The 22,256-nt window shown below is 58.1% G+C and carries 15 protein-coding genes; 11 read left to right on the forward strand and 4 right to left on the reverse strand.

From position 1 onward, the window contains the following. Positions 1–82: 82 nt before the first annotated feature. Positions 83–1,432 (reverse strand): pyridoxal phosphate-dependent aminotransferase, encoded by a 1,350-nt coding sequence (locus tag WG934_RS08490; protein ID WP_445228233.1) that lies wholly within the window; start codon positions 1,430–1,432, stop codon positions 83–85. A gap of 337 nt (positions 1,433–1,769) precedes the next feature. Here WG934_RS08490 and WG934_RS08495 point away from each other — a divergent pair, with 337 nt between their 5' ends. Next, entirely contained in the window at positions 1,770–2,729 is a 960-nt protein-coding gene (locus WG934_RS08495; RefSeq protein ID WP_339989748.1) for a bile acid:sodium symporter family protein, read from the forward strand. A 110-nt stretch (positions 2,730–2,839) separates the two neighbouring features. On the opposite strand, the gene WG934_RS08500 is transcribed toward WG934_RS08495, so the two are convergent. Further along, complete coding sequence (locus WG934_RS08500; protein WP_339989750.1) at positions 2,840–6,604, reverse strand: heterodisulfide reductase-related iron-sulfur binding cluster; 3,765 nt, start codon at positions 6,602–6,604, stop codon at positions 2,840–2,842. Between the two features lie 420 nt (positions 6,605–7,024). Here WG934_RS08500 and WG934_RS08505 point away from each other — a divergent pair, with 420 nt between their 5' ends. From WG934_RS08505 to exaC, 8 genes are all read left to right on the forward strand, one after another. Further along, positions 7,025–8,368 (forward strand): sodium/glutamate symporter, encoded by a 1,344-nt coding sequence (locus tag WG934_RS08505; RefSeq protein ID WP_339989751.1) that lies wholly within the window; start codon positions 7,025–7,027, stop codon positions 8,366–8,368. A gap of 113 nt (positions 8,369–8,481) precedes the next feature. Further along, entirely contained in the window at positions 8,482–11,103 is a 2,622-nt protein-coding gene (locus WG934_RS08510) for a helix-turn-helix transcriptional regulator (protein WP_339989752.1), read from the forward strand. A gap of 272 nt (positions 11,104–11,375) precedes the next feature. Next, positions 11,376–11,744, forward strand: a complete 369-nt coding sequence (locus WG934_RS08515) for a PH domain-containing protein (protein ID WP_339989753.1) — start codon at positions 11,376–11,378, stop codon at positions 11,742–11,744. A 277-nt stretch (positions 11,745–12,021) separates the two neighbouring features. After that, complete coding sequence (gene dnaK, locus WG934_RS08520; RefSeq protein WP_339979794.1) at positions 12,022–13,866, forward strand: molecular chaperone DnaK; 1,845 nt, start codon at positions 12,022–12,024, stop codon at positions 13,864–13,866. Between the two features lie 3 nt (positions 13,867–13,869). After that, positions 13,870–14,487: a nucleotide exchange factor GrpE gene (gene grpE / locus WG934_RS08525; RefSeq protein ID WP_339989754.1), complete on the forward strand. Its 618-nt coding sequence runs from the start codon at positions 13,870–13,872 to the stop codon at positions 14,485–14,487. Positions 14,488–14,545: 58 nt separating this feature from the next. After that, entirely contained in the window at positions 14,546–15,775 is a 1,230-nt protein-coding gene (dnaJ, locus tag WG934_RS08530) for a molecular chaperone DnaJ (protein WP_339979797.1), read from the forward strand. 108 nt (positions 15,776–15,883) lie between these two features. Further along, positions 15,884–16,231, forward strand: coding sequence for a heat shock protein transcriptional repressor HspR (locus WG934_RS08535; protein ID WP_445228234.1), 348 nt, complete (start codon positions 15,884–15,886; stop codon positions 16,229–16,231). A 268-nt stretch (positions 16,232–16,499) separates the two neighbouring features. Further along, entirely contained in the window at positions 16,500–18,044 is a 1,545-nt protein-coding gene (gene exaC / locus WG934_RS08540) for an acetaldehyde dehydrogenase ExaC (RefSeq protein ID WP_339989758.1), read from the forward strand. Here exaC and WG934_RS08545 read toward each other — a convergent pair. Both WG934_RS08545 and WG934_RS08550 read right to left on the reverse strand, forming a co-directional pair. Beyond that, positions 18,041–19,453: an alpha/beta hydrolase gene (locus tag WG934_RS08545; RefSeq protein WP_339989759.1), complete on the reverse strand. Its 1,413-nt coding sequence runs from the start codon at positions 19,451–19,453 to the stop codon at positions 18,041–18,043. The genes exaC and WG934_RS08545 overlap by 4 nt on opposite strands. Further along, positions 19,450–19,761 (reverse strand): hypothetical protein, encoded by a 312-nt coding sequence (locus WG934_RS08550; protein ID WP_339979801.1) that lies wholly within the window; start codon positions 19,759–19,761, stop codon positions 19,450–19,452. The genes WG934_RS08545 and WG934_RS08550 overlap by 4 nt, the downstream gene beginning before the upstream one ends. 138 nt (positions 19,762–19,899) lie before the next feature. Here WG934_RS08550 and WG934_RS08555 point away from each other — a divergent pair, with 138 nt between their 5' ends. Next, the gene (locus WG934_RS08555) at positions 19,900–20,763 is read left to right on the forward strand and encodes a nitrilase-related carbon-nitrogen hydrolase (protein WP_339979802.1); all 864 of its coding nucleotides are present in this window, start codon (positions 19,900–19,902) and stop codon (positions 20,761–20,763) included. Further along, the gene (locus WG934_RS08560) at positions 20,760–22,256 is read left to right on the forward strand and encodes a PucR family transcriptional regulator (RefSeq protein ID WP_339979804.1); all 1,497 of its coding nucleotides are present in this window, start codon (positions 20,760–20,762) and stop codon (positions 22,254–22,256) included. The genes WG934_RS08555 and WG934_RS08560 overlap by 4 nt, the downstream gene beginning before the upstream one ends.

Raw genomic sequence — 22,256 nt, forward strand, 5'->3', positions numbered from 1 at the left:
GGGGGTGGGGGGGGGGGGGGGTTCTGAGGGGGAAACCTCTCTGTCTCCCCTCCTTCATCACTGCCCAGCGACCATACAGGAACTACTGCTTGTAACTTGCCAAGAAATTGCCCAAACGCTCAATCGCCTCACGAAGCTCGCTCGCCCACGGCAACGTCACAATACGGAAGTGATCCGGCGTCGGATAGTTAAAACCAGTGCCACCCACCATGAGGATCTTCTCCTCACGCAGAATATCGAGCATCAACTTTTCGTCGTCATGAATCTCATGCACATTCGGATCCAACTTCGGGAACGCATACAATGCGCCCATTGGCTTTACACAACTCACACCAGGAATTGCGTTCAGACCCTCCCACGCGGCGTTACGCTGATCCAGCAAACGACCACCCGGAAGAATCAAATCCTCAATGGACTGGTATCCACCCAACGCCACCTGAATGCCATGCTGAGCAGGAACATTAGGGCATAGACGCGTCGACGCCAGCAAATTAATACCCTCGATAAAGCCCTCGGCATGACGCTTCGGACCAGTCAACACCATCCAACCCGCACGGTAACCAGCGACACGATACGTCTTCGACAAACCATTAAACGTAATGCACAGCAAGTCCGGAGCCAGCTCGGCAGTAGAGATGTGCTGGGCATCGTCGTAAAGAATCCGGTCATAGATTTCGTCGGACAAAAGCAGCAGGGAATGCTCACGTGCAATCTCCACAATGCCCTCAAGAACTTCGCGAGAATACACCGCACCCGTCGGATTATTCGGATTAATGATGACAATCGCCTTCGTCCGCGGCGTCACCTTCGACCGAATATCCTCCAGGTCGGGAGCCCAATCCTGCTCCTCGTCGCACATGTACGGCACGGCAGTGCCACCCGCGAGCGTTGTCGCCGCCGTCCACAGCGGATAGTCCGGCGTAGGAATCAGCACTTCATCGCCTTCATCCAAGAGCGCCTGCGTCACAATCGAAATGAGCTCCGACACACCATTGCCGAGCCACACATCGTCGACATCGAAACGCGGGAAGTCAGGCACCATTTCATAGCGCGTGACGACAGCTCGACGTGCCGAGTAAATACCCTTCGACGAGGAGTAACCCTGCGCAGTCGGCAGCGCACGAACCATATCCTGGACAATGGTGTCAGGCGCATCGAAGCCAAACTTCGCCGGATTGCCGGTGTTCAGCATCATGATGCGGTGGCCGTCAGCCTCCATCTGCTCCGCAAGCGTCGACACTGGGCCGCGAATGTCGTAGAGCACATTCTTCAGTTTGTTCGACTGATCGAGAGACTTCAGCGGCGTGCGACGAGGAGCCTTAATGTTGCGTCGCGAAGCAGCGCGGGCAGCGCGCGTCTGTTCAGCAGTCGACGCGCGCGTCTGCTCAGCACGGGCGGCCTTGAGCAGATCTGCCGACTTTTTCAGCGCCATTTCCTTCACATCTTGCGGAGAGAGGTGATCCGTACCGGAACCCGCGGTGGCAGTTTCTGCGGTCGCGGAATCGTCAGACGCAGTGGTGGCGGTTACTTTTTCACTTGAAGACTCTTTGCTCGAACTCACCCGTCCAAGCATGCCACCTTTATGTAGGAATGGAAGCATTTAACTTGGCATTCGGGTGTTTCAGGGGATCGCGGGCACACTTTTGGGTGGGGCGCGTGGGGTAGTTGGGGTATGTGGGGCATTGGGCTGCTGGAAACTGCTGAGCGCGCGAAGTAAAAGCCACTAAATAGAGTTGCATTCCCGACCTGTGGGATATTAATCTCACTACATGGAATCTAGTGGAAGCGTAAAAGTACTTGAAAAGCCCGTAGAAGCAGAAGAACGCTCCGCAGCGATCGCCGTCTGGGCGTTCCCCATTTTCATCCTGGTGGGAGCCATCGCAGCGTTCTTCCTCCCCGATGTATTCAAGCCAATGGCTAACTACATCACGCCGGCGCTGACGTTCATCATGTTCTGCATGGGCCTGACGCTGACAATCCCTGATCTTAAAGAAGTCGCGCGCAGGCCGTGGCCGATTGGTATCGGTGTTGTTGCGCAGTTTGTGATTATGCCTTTGGGGGCGGTGGCCGTTGCAAAGCTGTTGGGTTTGAACCCAGCGCTCGCGGTCGGTCTGCTGATGCTTGGGTCGGTGCCGGGTGGTACCGCATCCAATGTTGTTGCGTACCTGGCGAAGGGTGACGTTGCGCTGTCGGTGGCGATGACATCGGTGTCGACGCTGCTGTCGCCGCTGGTCACGCCGGTAATCATGTTGGTGCTCGCTAATGCGGAGACTCCGGTCGATGGGCCTGGTATCGCGTGGACTCTGGCTCAGACAGTGTTGATTCCGGTTGTTGGCGGATTGGTGATTCGAGTGCTGTTCAACAGCTTCGTCGACCGCATCCTGCCGATTCTGCCGTGGCTTTCGATTCTGGGCATCGGCGCTGTCGTGTTCCCGTCGGTGGCGAATGCGTCGGAGAAGCTCGTCAATGTCGGCCTGATTGTGTTTGTCGCCGTGGTTCTGCATAACCTGCTCGGCTACGTGCTCGGATACGGCGCGGCGGCGGTATTGAAGCAGCCAAAGGCCGCGTGTCGAACCACCGCCATCGAGGTCGCAACCCAGTCCGCCGGTCTTGCATCGGGCATGTCTGCGAAGTTCTTCGCTCCGGAAGCTGCGATCCCAGGTGCTATTGCAGCCGTGTGGCACAACGTTGCCGGCGCAATCTTCGCATGGGGAGCGAGGAAGTTCTAAACCTCGTTTGCTTTGCGACGACGTAGCCCGAACAGTAAAAACCCGACTGAGAGGAATTCCCTCAGTCGGGTTTTGTGTGTGGGATTGGCGGTGATCCTCGTTACGGAGGACTAGCCGTTCCGGCGGGCGGAACCTGGGATTGGCACACCGTGTTCGTTGCGAGGCAACGATGCGAAGATGCCGCTTGCTGCATCACGGACGGTGTCAGCGACGGTGTCGGAGCTGACAGCTTCATCGGCTGGTTCTGCGTCAGCTTCTGGGGAAACCTCTGGCTCGGCTTCTGCCTCTTCCGGCGCGATTGCATCTTCGGAGGCGAGACCCTGGGCCGGGGCGTCGTCGGCAAGAGAATCCTCGGCGGAAGTTTCGACTGTTTCAGCTGGTTCGGCAACTGGAGCAGACTCTGCGACTGGTGCAGACTCTGCAACCGGAGCTGCGCCGCCAACGTTTGGCGAAGCAACTACACCACGAGCGCTACCTGGGATTGGTACACCGTGTTCGTTGCGAGGCAACGATGCAAGGGCGCCACCCGCCACAGCACCAGCAGCCACACCGGCTGCGGCAACATCAGAAGAAGTTGGAGTTGCAGCAGGCGAAGCAGTTTCAGCTTCGGCAGCTACTTCTGGGGAGGTCTCTGGCTGAGCATCGGCTTCCTCAGGAGCGATTGCTTCTTCGGCTGCGAGGCCTTCTGCAGGTGTTTCTGCCTCGGTAGGAGCCGATGGGGCAGGGGCTCCTGACTCAGTGGCGGCAGGTGCAGGCGTCGCAGCAGGTGCAGCAGGTGCAGCCGCGGCCGAGATTTCTCCCGCCGATGCCTTGCGAGCAGAGCCTGGCAATGGAACACCACGGTCGTTGCGAGGCAACGCCGCCAAGATTCCACCAACGGCTGCGCCCGCAGCAACTGCGCCAGCGCTCACGCCGGAGTCAGCCTTGGTTACTGCAGCAGGTGCATCGGCGACGGGTGCGTCGACAGGTGCTTCAGCAGGAGTCTCAGCTGGTGCAGATGCCTGTGCAGGCGCTGGAGCAGCAGCCTTCTTTGCGCCACCCGGAACTGGAGCGCCACGACGAGCACCGCCGGGAACCGGCGCACCGCCAACCTTCTGAGGTGCTGGTGCTGCTTGCTCTGCAGGAGCGGAGTCAGCAGCCTCAGTAGCCGGAGCAGCCGCTGGAGCAGCTGCTGGAGCAGCCTTCTTGGCACCACCCGGAACTGGAGCGCCCTTCGCGCCACCTGGCTTCGGTGCGCCACCTGTGGCTGGGGTGCCGCCCTTGGCCGCGCCTGGTGCAGGAGCTCCCTTCGCGCCGCCTGGCTTTGGAGCGCCACCCGGTGCCGGAGCTCCCGCCTTCTTACCTGGAGCAGGAGCGCCACCCTTCGCGCCACCTGGCTTTGGAGCGCCGCCCGGTGCTGGAGCACCCTTCTTCGCGCTACCCGCGGCAGCTGCGCCAGCAGCAGCCGCACCTGCAGCTACCGCAGCACCAGCGCCCTTCTTACCTGGTGTCGGGGCGCCAGCGGCACCAGCGTCACCCTTAGCGGAGGCTTCCTTAGCAGCAGCTTCCTTCGCTGCCTTCTTTTCAGCCTTCTTGCGCTCAGCCTCAGCCTTCGCTTCTTCAGCAGCGCGACGCTCTTCCTCTTCCTTCGCAGCCTTCACTGGATCGACGTAGCCACGTTCTGGCTGTGCAATCCATTCAGGGGAGCGAGGCTCGGGCAGCACGCCGTCGACAAGTACAGAGTCACGCAACATCTGAGCGATGTCGAGGACCTCAGGCTTCTTCTCATCATCCTCGACGAGGTTATTCACCCCGTCGGACATCATGGTCTTACAGAACGGGCAACCAATCGCAATCGCGTCGGCGCCAGTGCCCAGTGCCTCTTCGGTGCGGTTGACGTTGATGCGCTGACCGATGGTTTCTTCCATCCACATACGTGCGCCACCAGCACCACAGCAGAAACCGGTATCGCGGTTACGCTGCATTTCCACAAGATTCGCGCCAGATGCACCGATCAGTTCACGAGGAGCCTCAAAAACCTTATTGTGGCGGCCCAAGAAGCACGGATCGTGGTACGTCACCTGACGACCCTGACCTGACGCAACCGGCTGCAAGCGGTTCTCGCGAACCAGCTTGTTCAGCAGCTTGGTGTGGTGCACAACCTCGTACACGCCACCCAGCTCTGGGTACTCGTTCTTGAACGTGTTGAAACAGTGCGCACAGGTGACAACAATCTTGCGCTGCTTCGGTGGTACACCATCGAAGACTTCGCTCAGCTGCTCAATGTTCTGCTCAGCGAGCATCTGGAACAAGAACTCGTTACCCGCGCGACGAGCCGAATCACCAGTACAACCCTCAGCCTGCGAGAGAACCGCGTACTTCACACCTGCCGTGTACAGCATCTCTGCGACGGCCTTGGTGGTCTTCTTGGCGTTGTCGTCGTAAGCACCGGCACAACCGACCCAGAACAAGTACTCGGTGTCGTCGAAGTTCTCGACATCCTCGCCCCACACTGGAACAACGATGCCATCCTTGCGGACCTCATCAATCCAGTCCGCACGCGTGGACGCATTCTGGCCCCACGGGTTGCCCTTGGTTTCGAGGTTCTTGAACAGACCTGCGAGCTCCGTCGGGAAGTCCGACTCCACCAGCACCTGGTAACGGCGCATATCCACAATGTGGTCAATGTGCTCGATATCAACCGGGCACTGCTCGACACATGCACCACAGTTGGTACACGACCACAGCACGTCCTGGTCGATGACACCGGCATCGTCGTCGCCTACCAATGGCTTTGCGACGAGCTCGTTCTCAGTGTCCCCACCCAGAAGGTAAGGAGCAGACGCGTACGCGTGATCGCGCAGGCGGTTGACCAGCAGCTTAGGGGACAGTGGCTTCGCGGTGTTCCACGCCGGGCACTGCTCCTGGCAGCGACCACACTCAGTACAGGAGGAGAAGTCCAGCAGTGCCTTCCACGAGTGATCGGTGACGACACCGGTACCCATGGAATCGACCTCAGGGTCTGCTTCTTCGAGCTCCAGGATCTCGCCCTGGGAAGTCATTGGCTTTGCAGCACCAAGTGCGTTGTAGCCGTCAGCGTTGCGCTTCAGCAGAATGTTCGCGAATGCCAGGAAGCGGTGCCATGCAACACCCCACGTGAGGTTCCGGCCAACAACGAACAGCCAGACCATGCCGGACAGCAGCTTGATCAGCGCGAAAATGGACACCATCTCTGCGGATGCCGGGAGGATCTGAGCGATGCCGCCGGTGACGAAGTTTGCCCAGTTCCACACGTTTTCGTGGTGAGGGTCGCCATAGGTTGCCAGCTTCGCAGCCTTCACCAGCATCATGCCAAGACCCTCGATGAGGACAACAGCCTCAACGAAGTACGCAGCCTTTGCATCGGAGCCGTAAAAGCGGCTCAGGCGCTCCTTGCCCTTGTTGGTCTGGCGGACAATGATCAGCGCCAGAATACCCAGCGTCGTGCCGAGGCCCAGGATCTCATCAATGAAGTGCCATGCAGTGAGGTCCTTCAGGATTGGCCAACCACCTGCTGGCCAGAATGTCTGAATATATGCCTCGAACCACACGAGTGATCCGAGGAGGAAGCCCACCATGACAAACCAGTGCGCAATAGCGACACCCGGCTTCTTTGCCATCTTGGTATGGCCGACGATCTCGCGGATCATCGTCCAAATACGAGCACCCCATTCGCCCGTATGCCCGTAGGTCTTCTGGCCCACCATGATGGTCTTCACCATATGAGTGAAGCCCTTAATAAAGATGAACCAGCAGGGGAGTGACAGCAATACACCGATAACACCGACGGCCACGGTGAAACCATTGCTGGTTACCGGGCCACCCGCTGCTTCGGCGGCGAGGTTTAGCACGCTCATGACATTCCTTACATGCGTTTGCGACGACCAGTTTCCTGAGCGTCACCGCGAACTTGGCTGGAAATTCTTTACTCAACCTGGGTGTTTCGCCGGTCGGTCTTGCTCTATACCACCAGTCGGTCGCTTGCGTTGAATACTTTGCGACGTCACTAATAGTGCAGCACACAGACCTAACGGTGAGGGGCTGAGTGAAAATTGTTCTCTTGTGAGTTGTATCACGGACGACGGATACTCACATAACTTATGGCTGAATATGAGCTGAAAAAGTTAATCGTCAGTAACGGTGCGGGTATACGGTGGCGGTGACATGTGTGACATTGGCACGGTTATGTGATGAGGGGAACGAGGCTTATATAAAGTTAACTGTGGTAACAGGTTCGTGAACAGCGGGCACATAGCAAGTTTTAAGTGGGGAGCGACATGGAATTCACAGCGTTTACGATGCTGACCGACGTGGGTTGGATCGCGCTGCTGATGCTGATCGGCGCCGTGATGAGGCGGAAGATCCCACTGTTCCAGGCTCTTCTGCTACCAAGTCCGATTGTCGCGGGCCTCCTCGGTCTGATTCTTGGCCCCGAGATACTGGGCTGGATCGGATTTTCCGACAATATGGGCGACTACACCACATTGCTGATTGCAGTTGTGTTCGCAGCAATGCCTTTCTCAATGACCTTCGACCGCGGCGTGCGACGAGGAGCTAGGACCATGTGGTCGTACTCCACTGGCATGTTTCTCGGGCAGTGGGGATTGTTTATTCTGCTCGGAGCATTCTTGTTCGCTCCGGTGTGGGGGACTGATGATTGGTTTGGCATGATGCTGCCAGTCGGTTTCGTCGGCGGGTTCGGTACTGCGGCTGCAGTGGGGTCGTCTTTGGAAGGTATCGGCGCTGATGCTGCCAGCTCGCTGGGATTCACATCGGCAACGGTGGGTACTTTGGCAGCGATCGTCGGCGGGTTGATTGCAACCAGTTGGGGAGTGAAGCGTGGCAAGACCATGTCTATGCCAGCGAAGCTTCCGTGGGAAATGCGCTCTGGCTACATCGATGAGGAAAAGGAACGACCATCCATTGGTCGCGCCACGACGAACCCGTCCGCCATTGACTCTCTGGCCCTGCATGTGGGCGTGCTGGCATTCACCGTGATGGTGGCGTACCTGTTCAACCAGTGGATTACGTCGATGTTCCCCAACGTCTCCATTCCACTTTTCGCCGTGTCTTTTGTATTTGGTGGTATTGGCATGGGACTGCTGAAGGCGCTTCGCAAGCCGAAGTATTTCGATAAAGAGACAATGAAGTCCATTTCCGGCGCATCGACAGATTATTTGATTGCGTTCGGCATCGCTTCCATTGTCCCGCAGGCACTGGCTGACTACTTGGTGCCATTGATCGTTCTGTTTGTGCTGGGCGTTGCCTACTGTGCGATTTTCCTGATGTTCGTTGCACCTGTTTTCTTTGGTGAGCACTGGCTAGAGCGTGGCATTTTCGGATGGGGCTGGGCGACGGCAGCCGTCGCGACGGGTATTGCACTGCTGAAGATCGTCGATCCGAAGCTGAAGTCGGGCACGCTGAACGAATACGGCGTGGCATATATCGGATTCGCGCCTTTCGAGATTGGTATGACAATTCTGGCGCCGATTGCCGTTATTGCAGGCTGGACCATTGGGCTAGGTGGCGTTGCCACAGTATTAGCCGTCGTTATTTTGGCTGCGCCGTGGGTGTTTAGGTGGCTTCCGCATCATCGTAAGAGCGAAAAAGCATTCGAATAGTGGGTTGGTGAATCCGCGAAGCTAGATACCTTTCGGGTGACAGCAAGGCTGAATTCAAGGCCCATTGCGAAAGTCCATTGCGACAGCCCGGATGCTTCGTGGAAGGAGCCACCATGCTCATTAATGATCGCTTCGCGTCGGCGGTGGGATTCACCCTAACCTCCGATTCAGCTCATCGCTGTTTCGGCGATCTAGAGGGGCATTTCGGGTTCGGCGAAGTTACCTTCGTCGATGCCGTCGATGATAACGAGCGGGGAGGTGTCGTCCCGCTACTCATGCGCATGATCGGCGACGATTCCGGTGCCGCTATCACCGCAGGGCTTAGCGAAATTCGCTATGGATTCTTAGCTGACGACGGGGGAGTGCCCACCTTTGTCGCAACGGAGCCGGATGAGTCACCGATGTCTCGACTTGCGACCTGCTTTCTTAACGACGAAGGGCTGTTGACCGCGCAAGACCACCATTTTGCAGCCTGTCACAGTGACTCTGCTCCGTATCTTGACCTCGATATTGATGCTATCGACGAGGAATACGCACCAGAGTCGCACGCACTTTCTATACAGTATGTACCGCTCAATCCAGGCGAGCATGACTTCCTGGGCTCTGACACGGGGGTTTCTTACACAGAAGATAAGGCGAGGTTCGGTCTGCTCCAATTGATCGGCCTTTTTGAAGCATCCACGCTGATTGTCACCCTTGAATCCGACATCGACTATGCGGATGCGGTCGAGGATGTTGATTTCACTGATTTCCTCTGTGGCCCAATCGCCGAGCTAACAGGCATCATTGTGGGGGCGACGAAGCTGCGCAACCAGACGACTAATCTTGAGTTTTGGTTCTTGCAGGTCGAGTTCGCATGTGGTCGAGTCCTTAACTTTTGCGCCGAACACCCGTTTCTGGCCGGCGAGTTTGAGCACTTCTCGCCGTACCCAGTTGGCTCTGTCATCCACGGCACGGTCCTCTTCACGGGTCACTTCTCGCCAGTAGTGCGTAGTAAATTGACCGGGTCGTCGTCAGTAGCGCGCAGAGTCATCATGGATCCAAACTTGTTGCCCACCGAGGCGCGGATCCAAGGCGGTTTGCCGTCTGCAAATTCGATGTCAGTGAGCGAGCGTCGTGCCGGAACTGCCTGGGATTTCTCGTACGGTTACTCGATGTCCGATGTCGCAGGGTGTCTGGGCTTCGACTTCACCAGCAATTCTGGGCTCTTCTGGCAGTTTCAGCGGCCTCCAGCCAGTGCGATGTCAATGTCCACGAACCGGCTGTCGTCATTTCTCGCAGCTGACTCTCCAGCGGGCACTTTCGAAGACAACCCTGCAGCGACGTGGACTCTCGCCCAGCCGATGACCATCTCCAGCAGGCACGTTTTGTGCACCCTCGGCTTGTCCTTGCCGGCGCTGTCCTGGGGAGCAGCCCTCATCTTTGACCCCGCACGCACCGGAGTGAACTTCTACGCCGCCGTGGACTGCAACTTCTACACCGACATCGACGAGATGCCAGCTTCGCTCGCAGGGCTAGTCGGTGCCGATCGGTGCTGCGCCGATTCAGAATACGGAGAGGTTTTTCTGGGGGCTGCCGTCGTAAAGTTCCCGCAGTTGCACCGCAATCCGTTCACTCATACGGCATTTCTTTCGGTACAGGTCACGCTTGACGACGAGCGCGCGATAGCACTGCTGCCATGCCCGGAATGGTTGGCGGAGCAGGCGGATCAGCATGGGGATGGTTCCGTCGAAGTGGCGCGTGCGCTGCAGAAACTGAGCGGAAAGTATGTGGCCGGGTTGTTTGATAACTGTGGTTTGGGGATCAGCGATGAGGCGATCATGACGGATGAGTATGAGGACGTGCTGCGGGTATTTGATCGCGAAATGAGGGTGAGGACTCCTGAACTTGCCCCGAAACAAGTGGCGCAGAGGCGAACGCGGGCGCTGTCACGGTGCTATCGAAATCCAGAGATCGATCACAATGCGGCGGCGGTTCGGTATCTGACTGAACGTACGTCGTGCTCGACGGTCGAATTGATGTCAAAGCTGAGGACCGGGCCGAATGGTCTGGAGCAGCGGGTGCAGGACATATACGGGGCTTATGGCATCAATATTTATCGACGGGGCGACGATGAATGGGCGGTGGAACGTCGCGAAGAGGGAACTGAATGGATTCCTCTAAGCGAAGACCAGATTGGTGCCGGATTGCTGGGGTGCCGAGTTGCTCAGGCATGGCAGCGTGACGGTGGTTTGTGGGATGAGGTTGAGTCGGTGAAAAGTGCGTTGTGGGAAGCAGCGTCGATCGAAGCGGTCGAACAAGTCTCGGAGGCTTTTGGTGTGCCGGGATCGCCAGGGCCAGATGACACGTCTATTCAGGACTACCTGACCGACGAGGATTGTTTCGACAATCATGTCGGGGTGCTGGAGAGGGCGATCGTCGAGAAGAAGAAGGTGTCGATGCTGTATGGAAATAGGGAAGATGAGCCGACGGCGCGCGTGATTCATCCCGCGAAAACTGTGGTGCTGAACAGGCCTTATGTGCTGGCATGGGATGAGTTGCGCGAGGATTGGCGGACGTTCCGGGTTGATCGGATTAAGACGTGTTCGTTGACGGACGAGGAGTTTGAGCCACGTTTTGTGTCGTTGCCCGAGGATATTGATCCGGACGAGCTGGAGGGTATGTACGGACGTTTTGGCGACGACGTTGATAACGCGACGATTCGCGTGGCGTGGTCGCTGCGGTTCGCGGAATAGGTAGTGGGGTGTGTGCGCGATGGGCGAAGGATGGCTAGATATGGTGGAGGAAGCAGCCATCTTGCGTTCCCAATCCAGCCCTTTAGAACGTCTTTTCTAGGACAGCGATGTTGAATCCATGCGCTGGCCTATCGTTGCTTTGTCACTGATAGTGCAGATGATCGGTTCGCTTCTGACTCCTAGAAACAGATCCCGGTTTTCGCCTACTAGACGTGCGCCTTTCAATTCATTTCGCACATATTCAATGGGCGAATTCAAGACTGGAGAATTTAATGGAAACTGCTGCAATTACTGCCTGGACACTCATGCGTCCAATCCCGATTCCAGCTGATGTGGGAAATCTCATGGTCCAAGGTGAGCAGCCGGTTGCTGCGTTTGCGACCTTCCGTGACTCGGCAATCTTTACGACGAAGCGTCTCATCATCCGCGATGCCCAGGGCATGATGGGCAAGAAGGTCGAGGTGTACTCACTTCCGTACTCGTCGATCAATATGTGGTCTAGCGAGAATGCAGGAACCTTGGACTTCAACTCGGAGATGGAGCTGTGGACTCGTGCCGGGCACATCAAGATCAAGCTTGGCCGTGAAATTGATGTTCGTCAGCTAGATCATCTGATTGCGAGTTGCGTTTTGAACTCATAGGCTAGGCACCTCTCTCTTCTGGTGTAACCCAAATCACACCTCAAACTTGAGTCTCCTGGGAACAACTTTGCAACCCATCCCGTTGTCCATGGTGAAAGGTTGAGTCGCGATCGCTCAGGTTTGCTTGACAGGTTGAAGTCTTCAATGCAGACTTGAGTGCGAAAGGCTCAAAGAACTAACAGTCGCCTCGGTCGGCGCGGAGCTTTAGGGGCGAGAATCGTCGTAAAGCTCGTGCTCACACCGAACCCGCGACGCAGACTCTAGAAAGGTTTTCACTATGGGACGCGCAGTAGGTATTGACCTCGGTACTACGAACTCTTGTGTTTCGGTACTGGAAGGTGGCGAAGCTCAGGTTATTGCGAACTCGGAAGGTTCGCGCACCACTCCTTCGGTAGTTGCTTTCGCGAAGAATGGCGAAGTTCTGGTTGGCCAGTCGGCAAAGAACCAGGCAGTTACCAACGTTGACCGCACCATCCGCTCGGTAAAGCGCCACATGGGCACCGACTGGACCGTCGAGATTGACGACAAGAAGTACACCGCTCAGGAAATCTCCGCTCGTACGCTGATGAAGCTGAAGCGCGACGCAGAGTCCTACCTTGGCGACGACGTCACTGACGCAGTTATTACCGTTCCTGCATACTTCAACGATGCAGAGCGCCAGGCGACCAAGGAAGCAGGCCAGATTGCCGGCCTGAACGTCCTCCGTATTGTTAACGAGCCAACCGCAGCTGCTCTGGCTTACGGCCTGGAGAAGAACGACAAGGACCAGACCATCCTGGTATTCGACCTCGGTGGCGGTACCTTCGACGTTTCCCTCCTGGAAATCGGCGACGGTGTTGTTGAGGTTCGCGCAACCGCAGGCGACAACCGCCTCGGCGGCGACGACTGGGATCAGCGCATCGTTGACTGGCTCGTCGAGAAGTTCAAGTCCTCCAATGGCATTGACCTGACCAAGGACAAGATGGCTCTGCAGCGTCTCCGCGAGGCAGCAGAGAAGGCAAAGATCGAGCTGTCTTCTTCGCAGCAGGCATCCATCAACCTGCCATACATCACCGTTGATGCTGACAAGAACCCACTGTTCTTGGATGAGACCCTGACCCGCACTGAGTTCCAGCGCATCACCCAGGATCTCCTGGACCGTACCCGCAAGCCATTCCAGCAGGTCATCGCAGACGCTGACATCCCTGTGTCTGACATCGACCACGTTGTTCTGGTTGGTGGCTCCACCCGTATGCCGGCAGTCTCTGACCTGGTCAAGGAGCTGACCGGCGGTCGCGAGCCAAACAAGGGCGTCAACCCAGATGAGGTTGTTGCAGTAGGCGCTGCTCTGCAGGCAGGCGTTCTGCGTGGCGAGGTCAAGGACGTTCTGCTTCTCGACGTCACCCCACTGTCCCTCGGTATCGAAACCAAGGGCGGCGTGATGACCAAGCTGATCGAGCGCAACACCACCATCCCAACCAAGCGTTCCGAGACCTTCACCACCGCCGAGGACAACCAGCCTTCGGTACAGATTCAGGTCTTCCAGGGCGAGCGTGAGATGGCATCTGCGAACAAGCTGCTCGGCTCCTTCGAGCTCGGTGGCATTGCTCCAGCACCACGTGGCGTTCCTCAGATCGAGGTCACCTTCGACATTGACGCAAACGGCATCGTTCACGTCACCGCGAAGGACAAGGGCACCGGCAAGGAAAACAAGATCACCATCCAGGACGGTTCCGGCCTCTCGCAGGAAGAAATCGACCAGATGATCAAGGACGCCGAGGCTCACGCAGAAGAGGATAAGAAGCGCCGCGAGGAGCAGGAAATCCGTAACTCTGCAGAGTCCATGGCCTACCAGACCCGCAAGTTCGCTTCCGAGAACGAGGACAAGGTTTCCCAGGAAATCCGCGACCGCGTTGAAGAAGCAGCCAAGGAAGTCGACGAGGCTTTGAAGGGCACCGACCTCGAGGCAATCAAGTCTGCGGTTGAGAAGCTGTCGACCGAGTCTCAGGAAATGGGCAAGGCAATCTACGAGTCCGAGGCAGCACAGGGCGCAACCCAGGCTGACGCAGCTGAGGGTGAAGCACCTGCCGACGACAACGTCGTCGACGCTGAGGTCGTAGACGAAGACGAAAAGGACAAGTAAACCATGTCTGACCAGGATAAAAACCTGGCCGACCAGGTTAACGAAGTCTTCGACAACGCCGACCTGTCCGACGTAGCGGATCCCGCCGACACCGCACAGGCAAACGCAGCAAACGCTGACGCGGCCGATGCGGTCGACGGCGAGGTCCTCGACGCCGAGGTAACCGATGCAGCCGATGCGGATGCCGGCGAAGGCTCCGACGATGCTCTCAAGGCTGAACTGGCCGAGCGCACCGAGGACCTGCAGCGTGTCTCCGCAGAGTTCGCGAACTACCGTCGCCGCGTCGACCGCGATCGTGCACTCGACCGTGAGTTGGCAAAGTCGAAGGTCATCAACGAGCTCCTTCCGCTTGCCGACGATCTCGACCGAGCGGAACAGCACGGCGACCTGTCCGATGGCCCCCTCAAGGCTTTCGCAGACAAGTTCCGTAGCACGTTGACCTCGCTCAAAGTCGAGTCCTTCGGCGAAGAAGGCGAAGAGTTCGACCCTAACCTGCATGAAGCAGTGCAGGATACGTCGAACGGTGATGACAAGGCGCTGGCAGCGGTGCTCCGCAAGGGCTACCGCCTAGAAGACCGCGTCATCCGTACGGCGATGGTGGTAATTGGCGATCCGTCGTAAAGCGACATCGCAACAAACAAATCTCTGATGTGGGCAGAAAGAAAGGAGGAGATGCCCCATGACACAGCGAGAATGGGCCGAAAAGGACTATTACGCGGATTTGGGTGTCTCTAAATCTGCGACGCATGACGAGATTCGAAAGACCTACCGCAAACTCGCGCGCGAAAACCACCCCGACAAAAACCCCGGAAACAAGGCAGCAGAAGAGAAATTCAAACGAGTTTCCGAAGCCTACTCCGTGGTCGGCGACGAGGACAAGCGTAAAGAGTACGACGAACTCCGCGCAGCCCTGAAGGGCGGAATGCGATTCCCAGGTTCGGGTGGTTTCGGACCTGGTGGGTTCAGCGGTGGCTTCGGCGGTGCTGGCGGACCAGGTGGCTTCGCAGCTGGTGGCACCGGTGCCGGTGGAGGCTTCGACTTCGACGTATCCGACTTGTTCGGTGGCGGCGCAGGTGGTGGCCTAGGTGACTTCCTCAGCGGCTTCGCAGCTGGTGGGGCAGGAGCTGGTGCCGGTACTGGCCGCCCTCGGGCGCGTCGCGGTGCTGATGTCGAGACGGAAATTACCCTCGACTTCCGCGAGGCAGCCAAGGGCGTCACCATCCCGCTGCAGCTGACCAACCCGTCGCCGTGTACCTCCTGTAATGGGTCGGGTGCGAAAGCGGGGACGTCACCACGCAAATGTGGCACGTGTAGCGGCAGCGGATTCGTCGACGAGCAACGCGGTGCCTTTGGCTTCTCCAAGCCATGTACCGATTGCGGTGGCCAAGGCACGATCATCGACGACCCATGCCCAGACTGCAGTGGCACTGGCGTTACGACGCGCCGTCGCACCATCACCGTCCGCGTTCCAGCGGGTGTCGTCGATGGGCAGAAGGTTCGGCTCGCCGGACAAGGTGAGGCCGGTCTGCGCGGCAAGCCAGCAGGTGACCTGTTTGTGAAGGTGCACGTCCAACCGGACGAAGTTTTCACCCGCACCGGCAACGATCTCGAAGTCACTGTGCCAGTCAGCTTCGGCGAACTGGCGCTAGGTGGCACGATCACGGTCCCGACACTCGACGGCAAGATCCGCGTCCGCGTCCCAGCGGGTACGCGCGATGGCCGTACTCTTCGGGTGCGCGGTCGTGGCATCCCAAAGCGCAACGGCACTCCAGGCGATCTTCTGGTTACCGTGCGGGTTCAGGTACCAACCAAACTTGACGACGCCGCAACTTCCGCACTCCGCAACTACATCGAAGCGGAACGGGCCTCTGGGTTCGATCCCCGTGAAGGATGGGCAGGTGCGAAGTAAATGGCTGAAGAGAAGTCGACTGGCAGCGAGCAGGGTCCTGCTGAGCGCAGAACTGCCAAAGCACACGCTGATTTCTTTGTAATTTCAGTTGCCGCCGATCTCGCCGGCATGCATGCCCAAACCTTGCGGACGTATGACCGAATGGGTTTGGTCACGCCGGCGCGAACGCGCGGTGGTGGTCGTCGATACTCGAAGCGAGATGTCGATCTTCTTCGTGAAATTCAGCGACTCAGCCAGGAAGAGGGAGTCAACCTTGCGGGAATCAAGGCGATTATCGAACTGAATTCCCAGGTAGAGAAGCTGAAGGAAGAGAACGAACGTCTGCAAGAGGAACTTCGAATCTCCGAAGCGCAGCGCATCCAGGCACAGCGAGGTCGCTCACGTGGCGAGCTCGTACACGTCCCACGATCCACTGCGGTCGTGATGTGGGAGCCACGGAGGCGTCGCAAAGCGTAGGACATAAAACGTCGCAGGGAGGTGTTGCGCAATGCAGCATGACCCTGCGACTTATGCATGAGTGGGCAACATTTCGGGCTGATATTCGGCTGCAAATGTTGCCCACTCAGTCATATTGAGTGTTCACTCATCTTTCCCGGACATTTGTCGCCAAAACTGTACACATCGGCGAACTCAGTCACTAAGGTGTGAGCCACGCCACTCAGATACCTGTTTGAGGCATGAAACGGCGCGTACCGACACGGAATGACACGGGAAGGCACTCACCATGACCGCACAAGAATCCAACAACGCCAACGTTTACGCGAATCCGAACACCGAAGGATCGCTAGTTCAGTTCAAGAAGCGCTACGAGAACTTCATTGGTGGCCAGTGGGTTCCGCCTGTCGACGGCCAGTACATGGACAACATTTCTCCAGTCAACGGTGAAGTGTTCTGTGAGGTAGCGCGATCGAACGAGAAGGACATTGAAAAGGCCCTCGATGCAGCTCACGCAGCAAAGGACTCGTGGGCCTCGGTCGCCGCTGCCGATCGCGCACTAATCTTGCACCGCATTGCAGACCGCATGGAGGAGCACCTAGAAGAGATCGCCGTCGCCGAGACCTGGGAAAACGGCAAGGCTATCCGTGAAACTCTCGCTGCTGACATCCCGCTTGCTATCGACCACTTCCGCTACTTCGCGGGAGTCGTTCGCACTCAAGAAGGCCGCATCAGCCAGATCGACGACAACACGGTCGCGTACCACTTCAACGAGCCACTCGGCGTGGTCGGCCAGATCATTCCGTGGAACTTCCCAATTCTGATGGCAGCGTGGAAGATTGCACCGGCGTTGGCGGCGGGCAACTGTATCGTCATGAAGCCTGCGGAGCAAACCCCGGTTTCCATCCTGTACTTGATCGAGATCATCCAAGACCTCCTGCCGGAGGGCGTCCTCAACGTTGTCAACGGTCTTGGCGCGGAGGCAGGCGCTGCGCTGACGGCTTCGAACCGCATTGCGAAGATTGCGTTCACCGGTTCGACCCCAGTGGGCAAGCTCATCCACGAGGCAGTATCCGACAAGGTCATTCCGGTCACGCTCGAGCTGGGCGGCAAGTCGCCATCGGTGTTCTTCCCGGATGTCATGGATCGTGACGACGACTACCTTGAAAAGTGCGTCGAAGGTTTGACTATGTTCGCGCTGAACCAGGGGGAAGTGTGTACCTGCCCATCGCGTGCGCTGATTCATGAGGACATTGCGGAAGAATTCTTGAAGCTTGCTGTTGAGCGAGTGAAGCAGATCAAGACCGGTAATCCGCTTGATCCTTCCGTCATGATGGGTGCGCAGGCTTCCCAGGAACAGATGGACAAGATTGTTGGCTACCTGGAGTCCAGCCCGGAGGAGGGCGCAGAGGTTCTGACTGGTGGCAACGTCGCAAAGATGGAAGGCCTTGACGGTGGTTACTACATTGAGCCGACCATCCTGAAGGGCGACAACTCCATGAAGTGCTTCCAGGAGGAGATCTTCGGACCTGTTCTGGCAGTGACCACGTTCAAGGACTTCGACGAGGCGATGGAAATCGCGAATGACACGATGTTCGGTCTCGGCGCCGGTGTCTGGAGCCGTGATCAGCAGAATGCGTACCGTGCAGCGCGCGCTATCAAGGCCGGTCGTGTGTGGGTGAACAACTACCACAACTACCCAGCTCACGCAGCGTTCGGTGGTTACAAGGAGTCGGGTATTGGTCGTGAGAATCACATGATGATGATGGCTCACTACCAAGAGGTCAAGTGCATGCTCGTCTCCTATGACAACAAGCCAACCGGCCTGTTCTAGCCCGGTCCCGACCCCGACATGCTTCGCGTCCACTTCTCAGTCTCGGATGTGAAGTGCTGGTCGCCAAAATAGTGCTCCGTGTGGGCTTTCGGAATCTCCGAAAGCCCACGCAAGCGTTCCAACCACGATTCGTCAGCCCGCTGCAGATCCAGCACCGTCGCTCCGAATTCCTCGTCTGCGACATCGCGCCCATGCACGCCAATGCCCGCTGCGGCGCGAATAGGATCGAGCGGGGACGTCGCGACTCCCACCCGCTCGCTGGTGTCGGCGGTGCTGTAACGGGAGCCGTCGTTACGCAGTAGACGCATGTCGGCAACGGTGTCAATGCCGCGCCCTGCCCCTGGTGGTGCAACCAATAGCACCTGGTCAGCATGTAAACCAGTGCCACGCGTCGCCTGCGCCACGACCGTCGCCCCATAGCTATACCCAGCCACAACCTGCTTCGGCACGCCTGCCTCTGCAAGCCCCGCCTGGAAATTCTGCAAGCGCGATGAGGCCGTTTCGTAGTAATTCGCCGATGCCGCCTCCGTCAGATTGGGCGGTGCATCGTACGACCACAACACCACCGCCACGTCCTCTGAATCATTCATCATCGCCAACGCGCGCTCCGTTTGCGCTGCCAAATCCGCTGAATTCGAGTTCGTCCCAGGAACAAGCGTGACGACGGTCTTCGCCTCAGCAATATCCCCAAAAGCTATCGCAGAATGCCTTGGAGAGGCTTCCAATACAGTGATGGTCGGCGTGGAATTACTGCTCGAGGAACTGTTGGTCAAGGTAGATATTGATTGGATCTCAGCCGGAGTGAGGTGTAAACCAGCGAGGTCGGCAGCTGCGAGTGAGTCGAAACCGGTAGCTGTGGAGTTCAAGCGCATCGAGTCTGGAACGAGCGAAGCGATAGTGGTGCTAAAACGTCGATCGGCATCAAGGACATTGTGAAAAGCCGACTGGATAGCCACTTGATAGAAATGCGCCTCCGCTTCGGCTGCGTGGGCTGATTCGGTACCGCTGGTGGCAGACGCAGTTGACGGTGCGGACGACAACGCAGTCGACGACGCAACAGTAACGGTTCCATCGCGACGATCAACACGCAGACCAGCACTTTCAGCACCGGCGACCGCAGCTTTCAGCGTTGCCAGCGGTTCCTCCACTTCCTGCTGCGCCTGCACGATGGCATACGCGACCCTTTGCAAACCACCGGCATCACGAATCATCTGCTGAGATTGCTCGTCAATGCGTGCATCTCCGGCATCTCGCGCGCGCCCGTCAAAATCGAAACGAGGAACGGTGCCCAGCGCCTGTTCCACATCGACACTTGCGCTTTTCAGCAGTTTCGAGACCGATTGAAAACGTCGCGCAACCTGTAATAACTCGCGTGGTTGCCATGACAGGACAGTTGCCAAATCTGTCATGCTGCCGCCACAAACGCATTCTTCAATCGAGAAGCAAAGGACACCTCGGCAGCTTCGATCTCGGCAGCGATTAGCTCGGGGACGTTAGCCAAATCGTAAACATCCACCGCTTCACGATCCAACTCTTCCGCCCACCGCTGCGCAGTCGCTCCCACTGCCTCCGCAATTGCGGAACCAGCCAGCACACGACCGCTCCTGCCTGCGCCGTCAGTCAACATCGCCAACCCCTCCACACGCCCCGCGATCTCGCGCAGCGACGCAGCCAACGAGTCAAGAACACCGGGATTCACCGTCATAGAATTCTGCATGGCTTAACGGTGGCCGTCGCAAAGCAAATGCGAAAGGCCACAACCCCGCCGCTGTGGACAACTCGCCCCGAAACACCACATGTGGATAACTTCGCCGAACCCGCCTCGACAATCCGTGGGAGTCGGTAACCTGGGCGCATGCGTATCGCACTGGTTCAGCTACTGCTTTCCGACGATCCCCAGGACAACAAATCTGCCGTGCTCGAGGCAATCGAGCGGGGCAAAAATAATCAGGTTGACCTGCTGGTTTTCCCAGAAGCCACGATGAAGGCGTTTGGGGCCGGCAGGTTGGACACGGTTGCGGAGCCGCTCGATGGCCCGTGGGCTACCGAGATTGCCGAGGCTGCTGCTGCAGCAGGCGTGACGGTTGTGGTGGGTATGTTCCGTCCGGCAGACACCGTGGTGCGGGATGGTAAAGAGCGCAATCGTATCTTCAATACGCTGCTGTGCGCGGGGCCGGAGGAAGACGGTTCGCCGTTTGTCGAGTACTACGACAAGCGCCACCTTTTCGATGCGTTTGGTTACAACGAATCGGACACCGTCGCGCCGGGCGAGGGCCTGGTTGTGGTGGACATTCCTGTTCGCAACGAAGAATCTGGATCAGTGTCGCTGGGCCTGTCTACCTGCTTCGATGTGCGTTTCCCGGAGCAATTTGTCAGTCTCGCAGAGCTTGGTGCACAGGTCATCGCATTGCCGGCGTCGTGGAACGATGGCCCCGGCAAGGTGCGCCAATGGCAGACGCTCGTGTCTGCGCGAGCACTCGACTCGACGTGCTTCGTCGCGGCCACCGGTGCAGCCCGACCGGGTGGCGCCGCGAAGGCAGGCAGGCCAGAAGGCCCAACCGGTGTTGGTCATTCATTCGTAGCCAGCCCGGACGGGGATGTTCTCGGCTCCGCAGGCTACGACCAGCAGTTTGTGATGGTCGACATTGATCTGAACGAAATCTCCCGCTTGCGTAAGGAGATCCCGGTCCTCGAGATTCGCGACAAGGAACGGGAGTGAAACTAACCGTCGCATCTCTGTCAGCCCGCCCGGACCTGGGTCTGACACTGCTCAGTGCATTCGACACCGCCCGCGTCACGCCAGTTGAGTGGGCACACGCGATCGACCGCGTCGACTCCGACCGCTGGATTGCACCCGGCACCTTGGTGTTGACGTCTGGTTACCAATTTCTTGACGACGATTCTCATCTCGCCGACCAGATAGACAAGCTGAAGCGAGCCGGTGCATGCGCGGTTGCCGTTGATACCGGAGGTCGATGGGAAACTGTCCCTGACGTGCTTATACGTAGGGGAGAAGACATTGGTTTCCCCGTTCTTGCCGTCAATGCGGACACTCCGTTCACCACGGTGGTGCGTGCCGTGGCCGAGGACATCACGGCATCACGTGTGCGTCGACTGTCCAACCTCATTACGACGCAGAGCAACCTCGTCCGCACGATGCTGCGCGCTGGCATCGTTCAAGTAGTCAAAGATCTCGCACGCGAGCTTGACGCGGTGGTCATTGTCGTGGACAACCACGGCGGTGTCACCGCCAGTGCGGGCGAAACCCAGCTCATCGCCACCACGTTGACCCCGCCACCGTATTCACCACAGGTTTCAGGATCGAAGATTCACGCTCGCGGTGCTCGTCTCGTACAGCCACTGACCGGCGCAGTCGTCGGTCAAGGCGCGCTTATCATTGACTCATCCAGGCAATTCGATGAATCCGACCGGCTTCTGGTCAGCTATGCCGCCGCTATCATCTCACTATCCCGGTCGCGGTCACTGGCAGTACACGTCGCCGAGGAACGGCTGCGCAAGCAAGCCATGGCCGACCTCATCCATGGCGAGACTCCCAGCGCAGATAACCTCGCACTTTTCGGCCTTGACCAGGACACTTCCGTTCATGGTCTATATATTCGCGGTCGGAACCTCGACACCGAACTTCTCACGGAGGAACTCCAAGGTCTTGGCGTGAGATTCTTGCTGGCGGAAGCTTCGTCACGCAATTCCTTTGTCGCCATCCACGATGGCGCACCAGCGATTGCGCGCACCCTTCTGAAACGCCTGTCGGCACGCAGCATCGGAGTCAGCATTGGCATCGGTGCCCGCGTCGCCCTGCACAAAGCCGCGCTTACCGTAAACCAAGCTGAAGTCGCGCTACCAAAAGAGGCCGCCGTTGGCGCCCTCCGATCAATCGAAGAAATGCCAGCTCACGACCTCATTTTCGGCCTACTTAACGACGGCGCAGCTCACCACATTCTCACCGGTGGCGCCTACCGCAAGCTCATCGAACATGACGTCGCACATAACGACGACCTCGTAGAAGCAGCCGAAGCTTTCATTGACTCCAACGGTCGGTTTGAGGCGATGGCACGCAAACTGGGAATACACCGGCAAACTGCGCGCACCCGCGCCGACCGCATTGAAGACATCGTCGGCGCAAGCCTCGACGACCCGGACCTACGAGCCGAACTGTGGCTCGCATTCCGGGCCGCGAAGCTGCGTCACTAG

The sequence above is a fragment of the Corynebacterium sp. H78 genome (genome assembly GCF_037572275.1).
Classification (GTDB): domain Bacteria; phylum Actinomycetota; class Actinomycetes; order Mycobacteriales; family Mycobacteriaceae; genus Corynebacterium.

Excerpts from the sequence above, each read along its gene's own strand:
- WG934_RS08490 (WP_445228233.1), bottom strand. The coding sequence starts at position 1,432 with ATGGCGCTGAAAAAGTCGGCAGATCTGCTCAAGGCCGCCCGTGCTGAG.
- WG934_RS08495 (WP_339989748.1), top strand. The coding sequence starts at position 1,770 with ATGGAATCTAGTGGAAGCGTAAAAGTACTTGAAAAGCCCGTAGAAGCA.
- WG934_RS08500 (WP_339989750.1), bottom strand. The coding sequence starts at position 6,604 with ATGAGCGTGCTAAACCTCGCCGCCGAAGCAGCGGGTGGCCCGGTAACC.
- WG934_RS08505 (WP_339989751.1), top strand. The coding sequence starts at position 7,025 with ATGGAATTCACAGCGTTTACGATGCTGACCGACGTGGGTTGGATCGCG.
- WG934_RS08510 (WP_339989752.1), top strand. The coding sequence starts at position 8,482 with ATGCTCATTAATGATCGCTTCGCGTCGGCGGTGGGATTCACCCTAACC.
- WG934_RS08515 (WP_339989753.1), top strand. The coding sequence starts at position 11,376 with ATGGAAACTGCTGCAATTACTGCCTGGACACTCATGCGTCCAATCCCG.
- dnaK (WP_339979794.1), top strand. The coding sequence starts at position 12,022 with ATGGGACGCGCAGTAGGTATTGACCTCGGTACTACGAACTCTTGTGTT.
- grpE (WP_339989754.1), top strand. The coding sequence starts at position 13,870 with ATGTCTGACCAGGATAAAAACCTGGCCGACCAGGTTAACGAAGTCTTC.
- dnaJ (WP_339979797.1), top strand. The coding sequence starts at position 14,546 with ATGACACAGCGAGAATGGGCCGAAAAGGACTATTACGCGGATTTGGGT.
- WG934_RS08535 (WP_445228234.1), top strand. The coding sequence starts at position 15,884 with ATGCATGCCCAAACCTTGCGGACGTATGACCGAATGGGTTTGGTCACG.
- exaC (WP_339989758.1), top strand. The coding sequence starts at position 16,500 with ATGACCGCACAAGAATCCAACAACGCCAACGTTTACGCGAATCCGAAC.
- WG934_RS08545 (WP_339989759.1), bottom strand. The coding sequence starts at position 19,453 with ATGACAGATTTGGCAACTGTCCTGTCATGGCAACCACGCGAGTTATTA.
- WG934_RS08550 (WP_339979801.1), bottom strand. The coding sequence starts at position 19,761 with ATGCAGAATTCTATGACGGTGAATCCCGGTGTTCTTGACTCGTTGGCT.
- WG934_RS08555 (WP_339979802.1), top strand. The coding sequence starts at position 19,900 with ATGCGTATCGCACTGGTTCAGCTACTGCTTTCCGACGATCCCCAGGAC.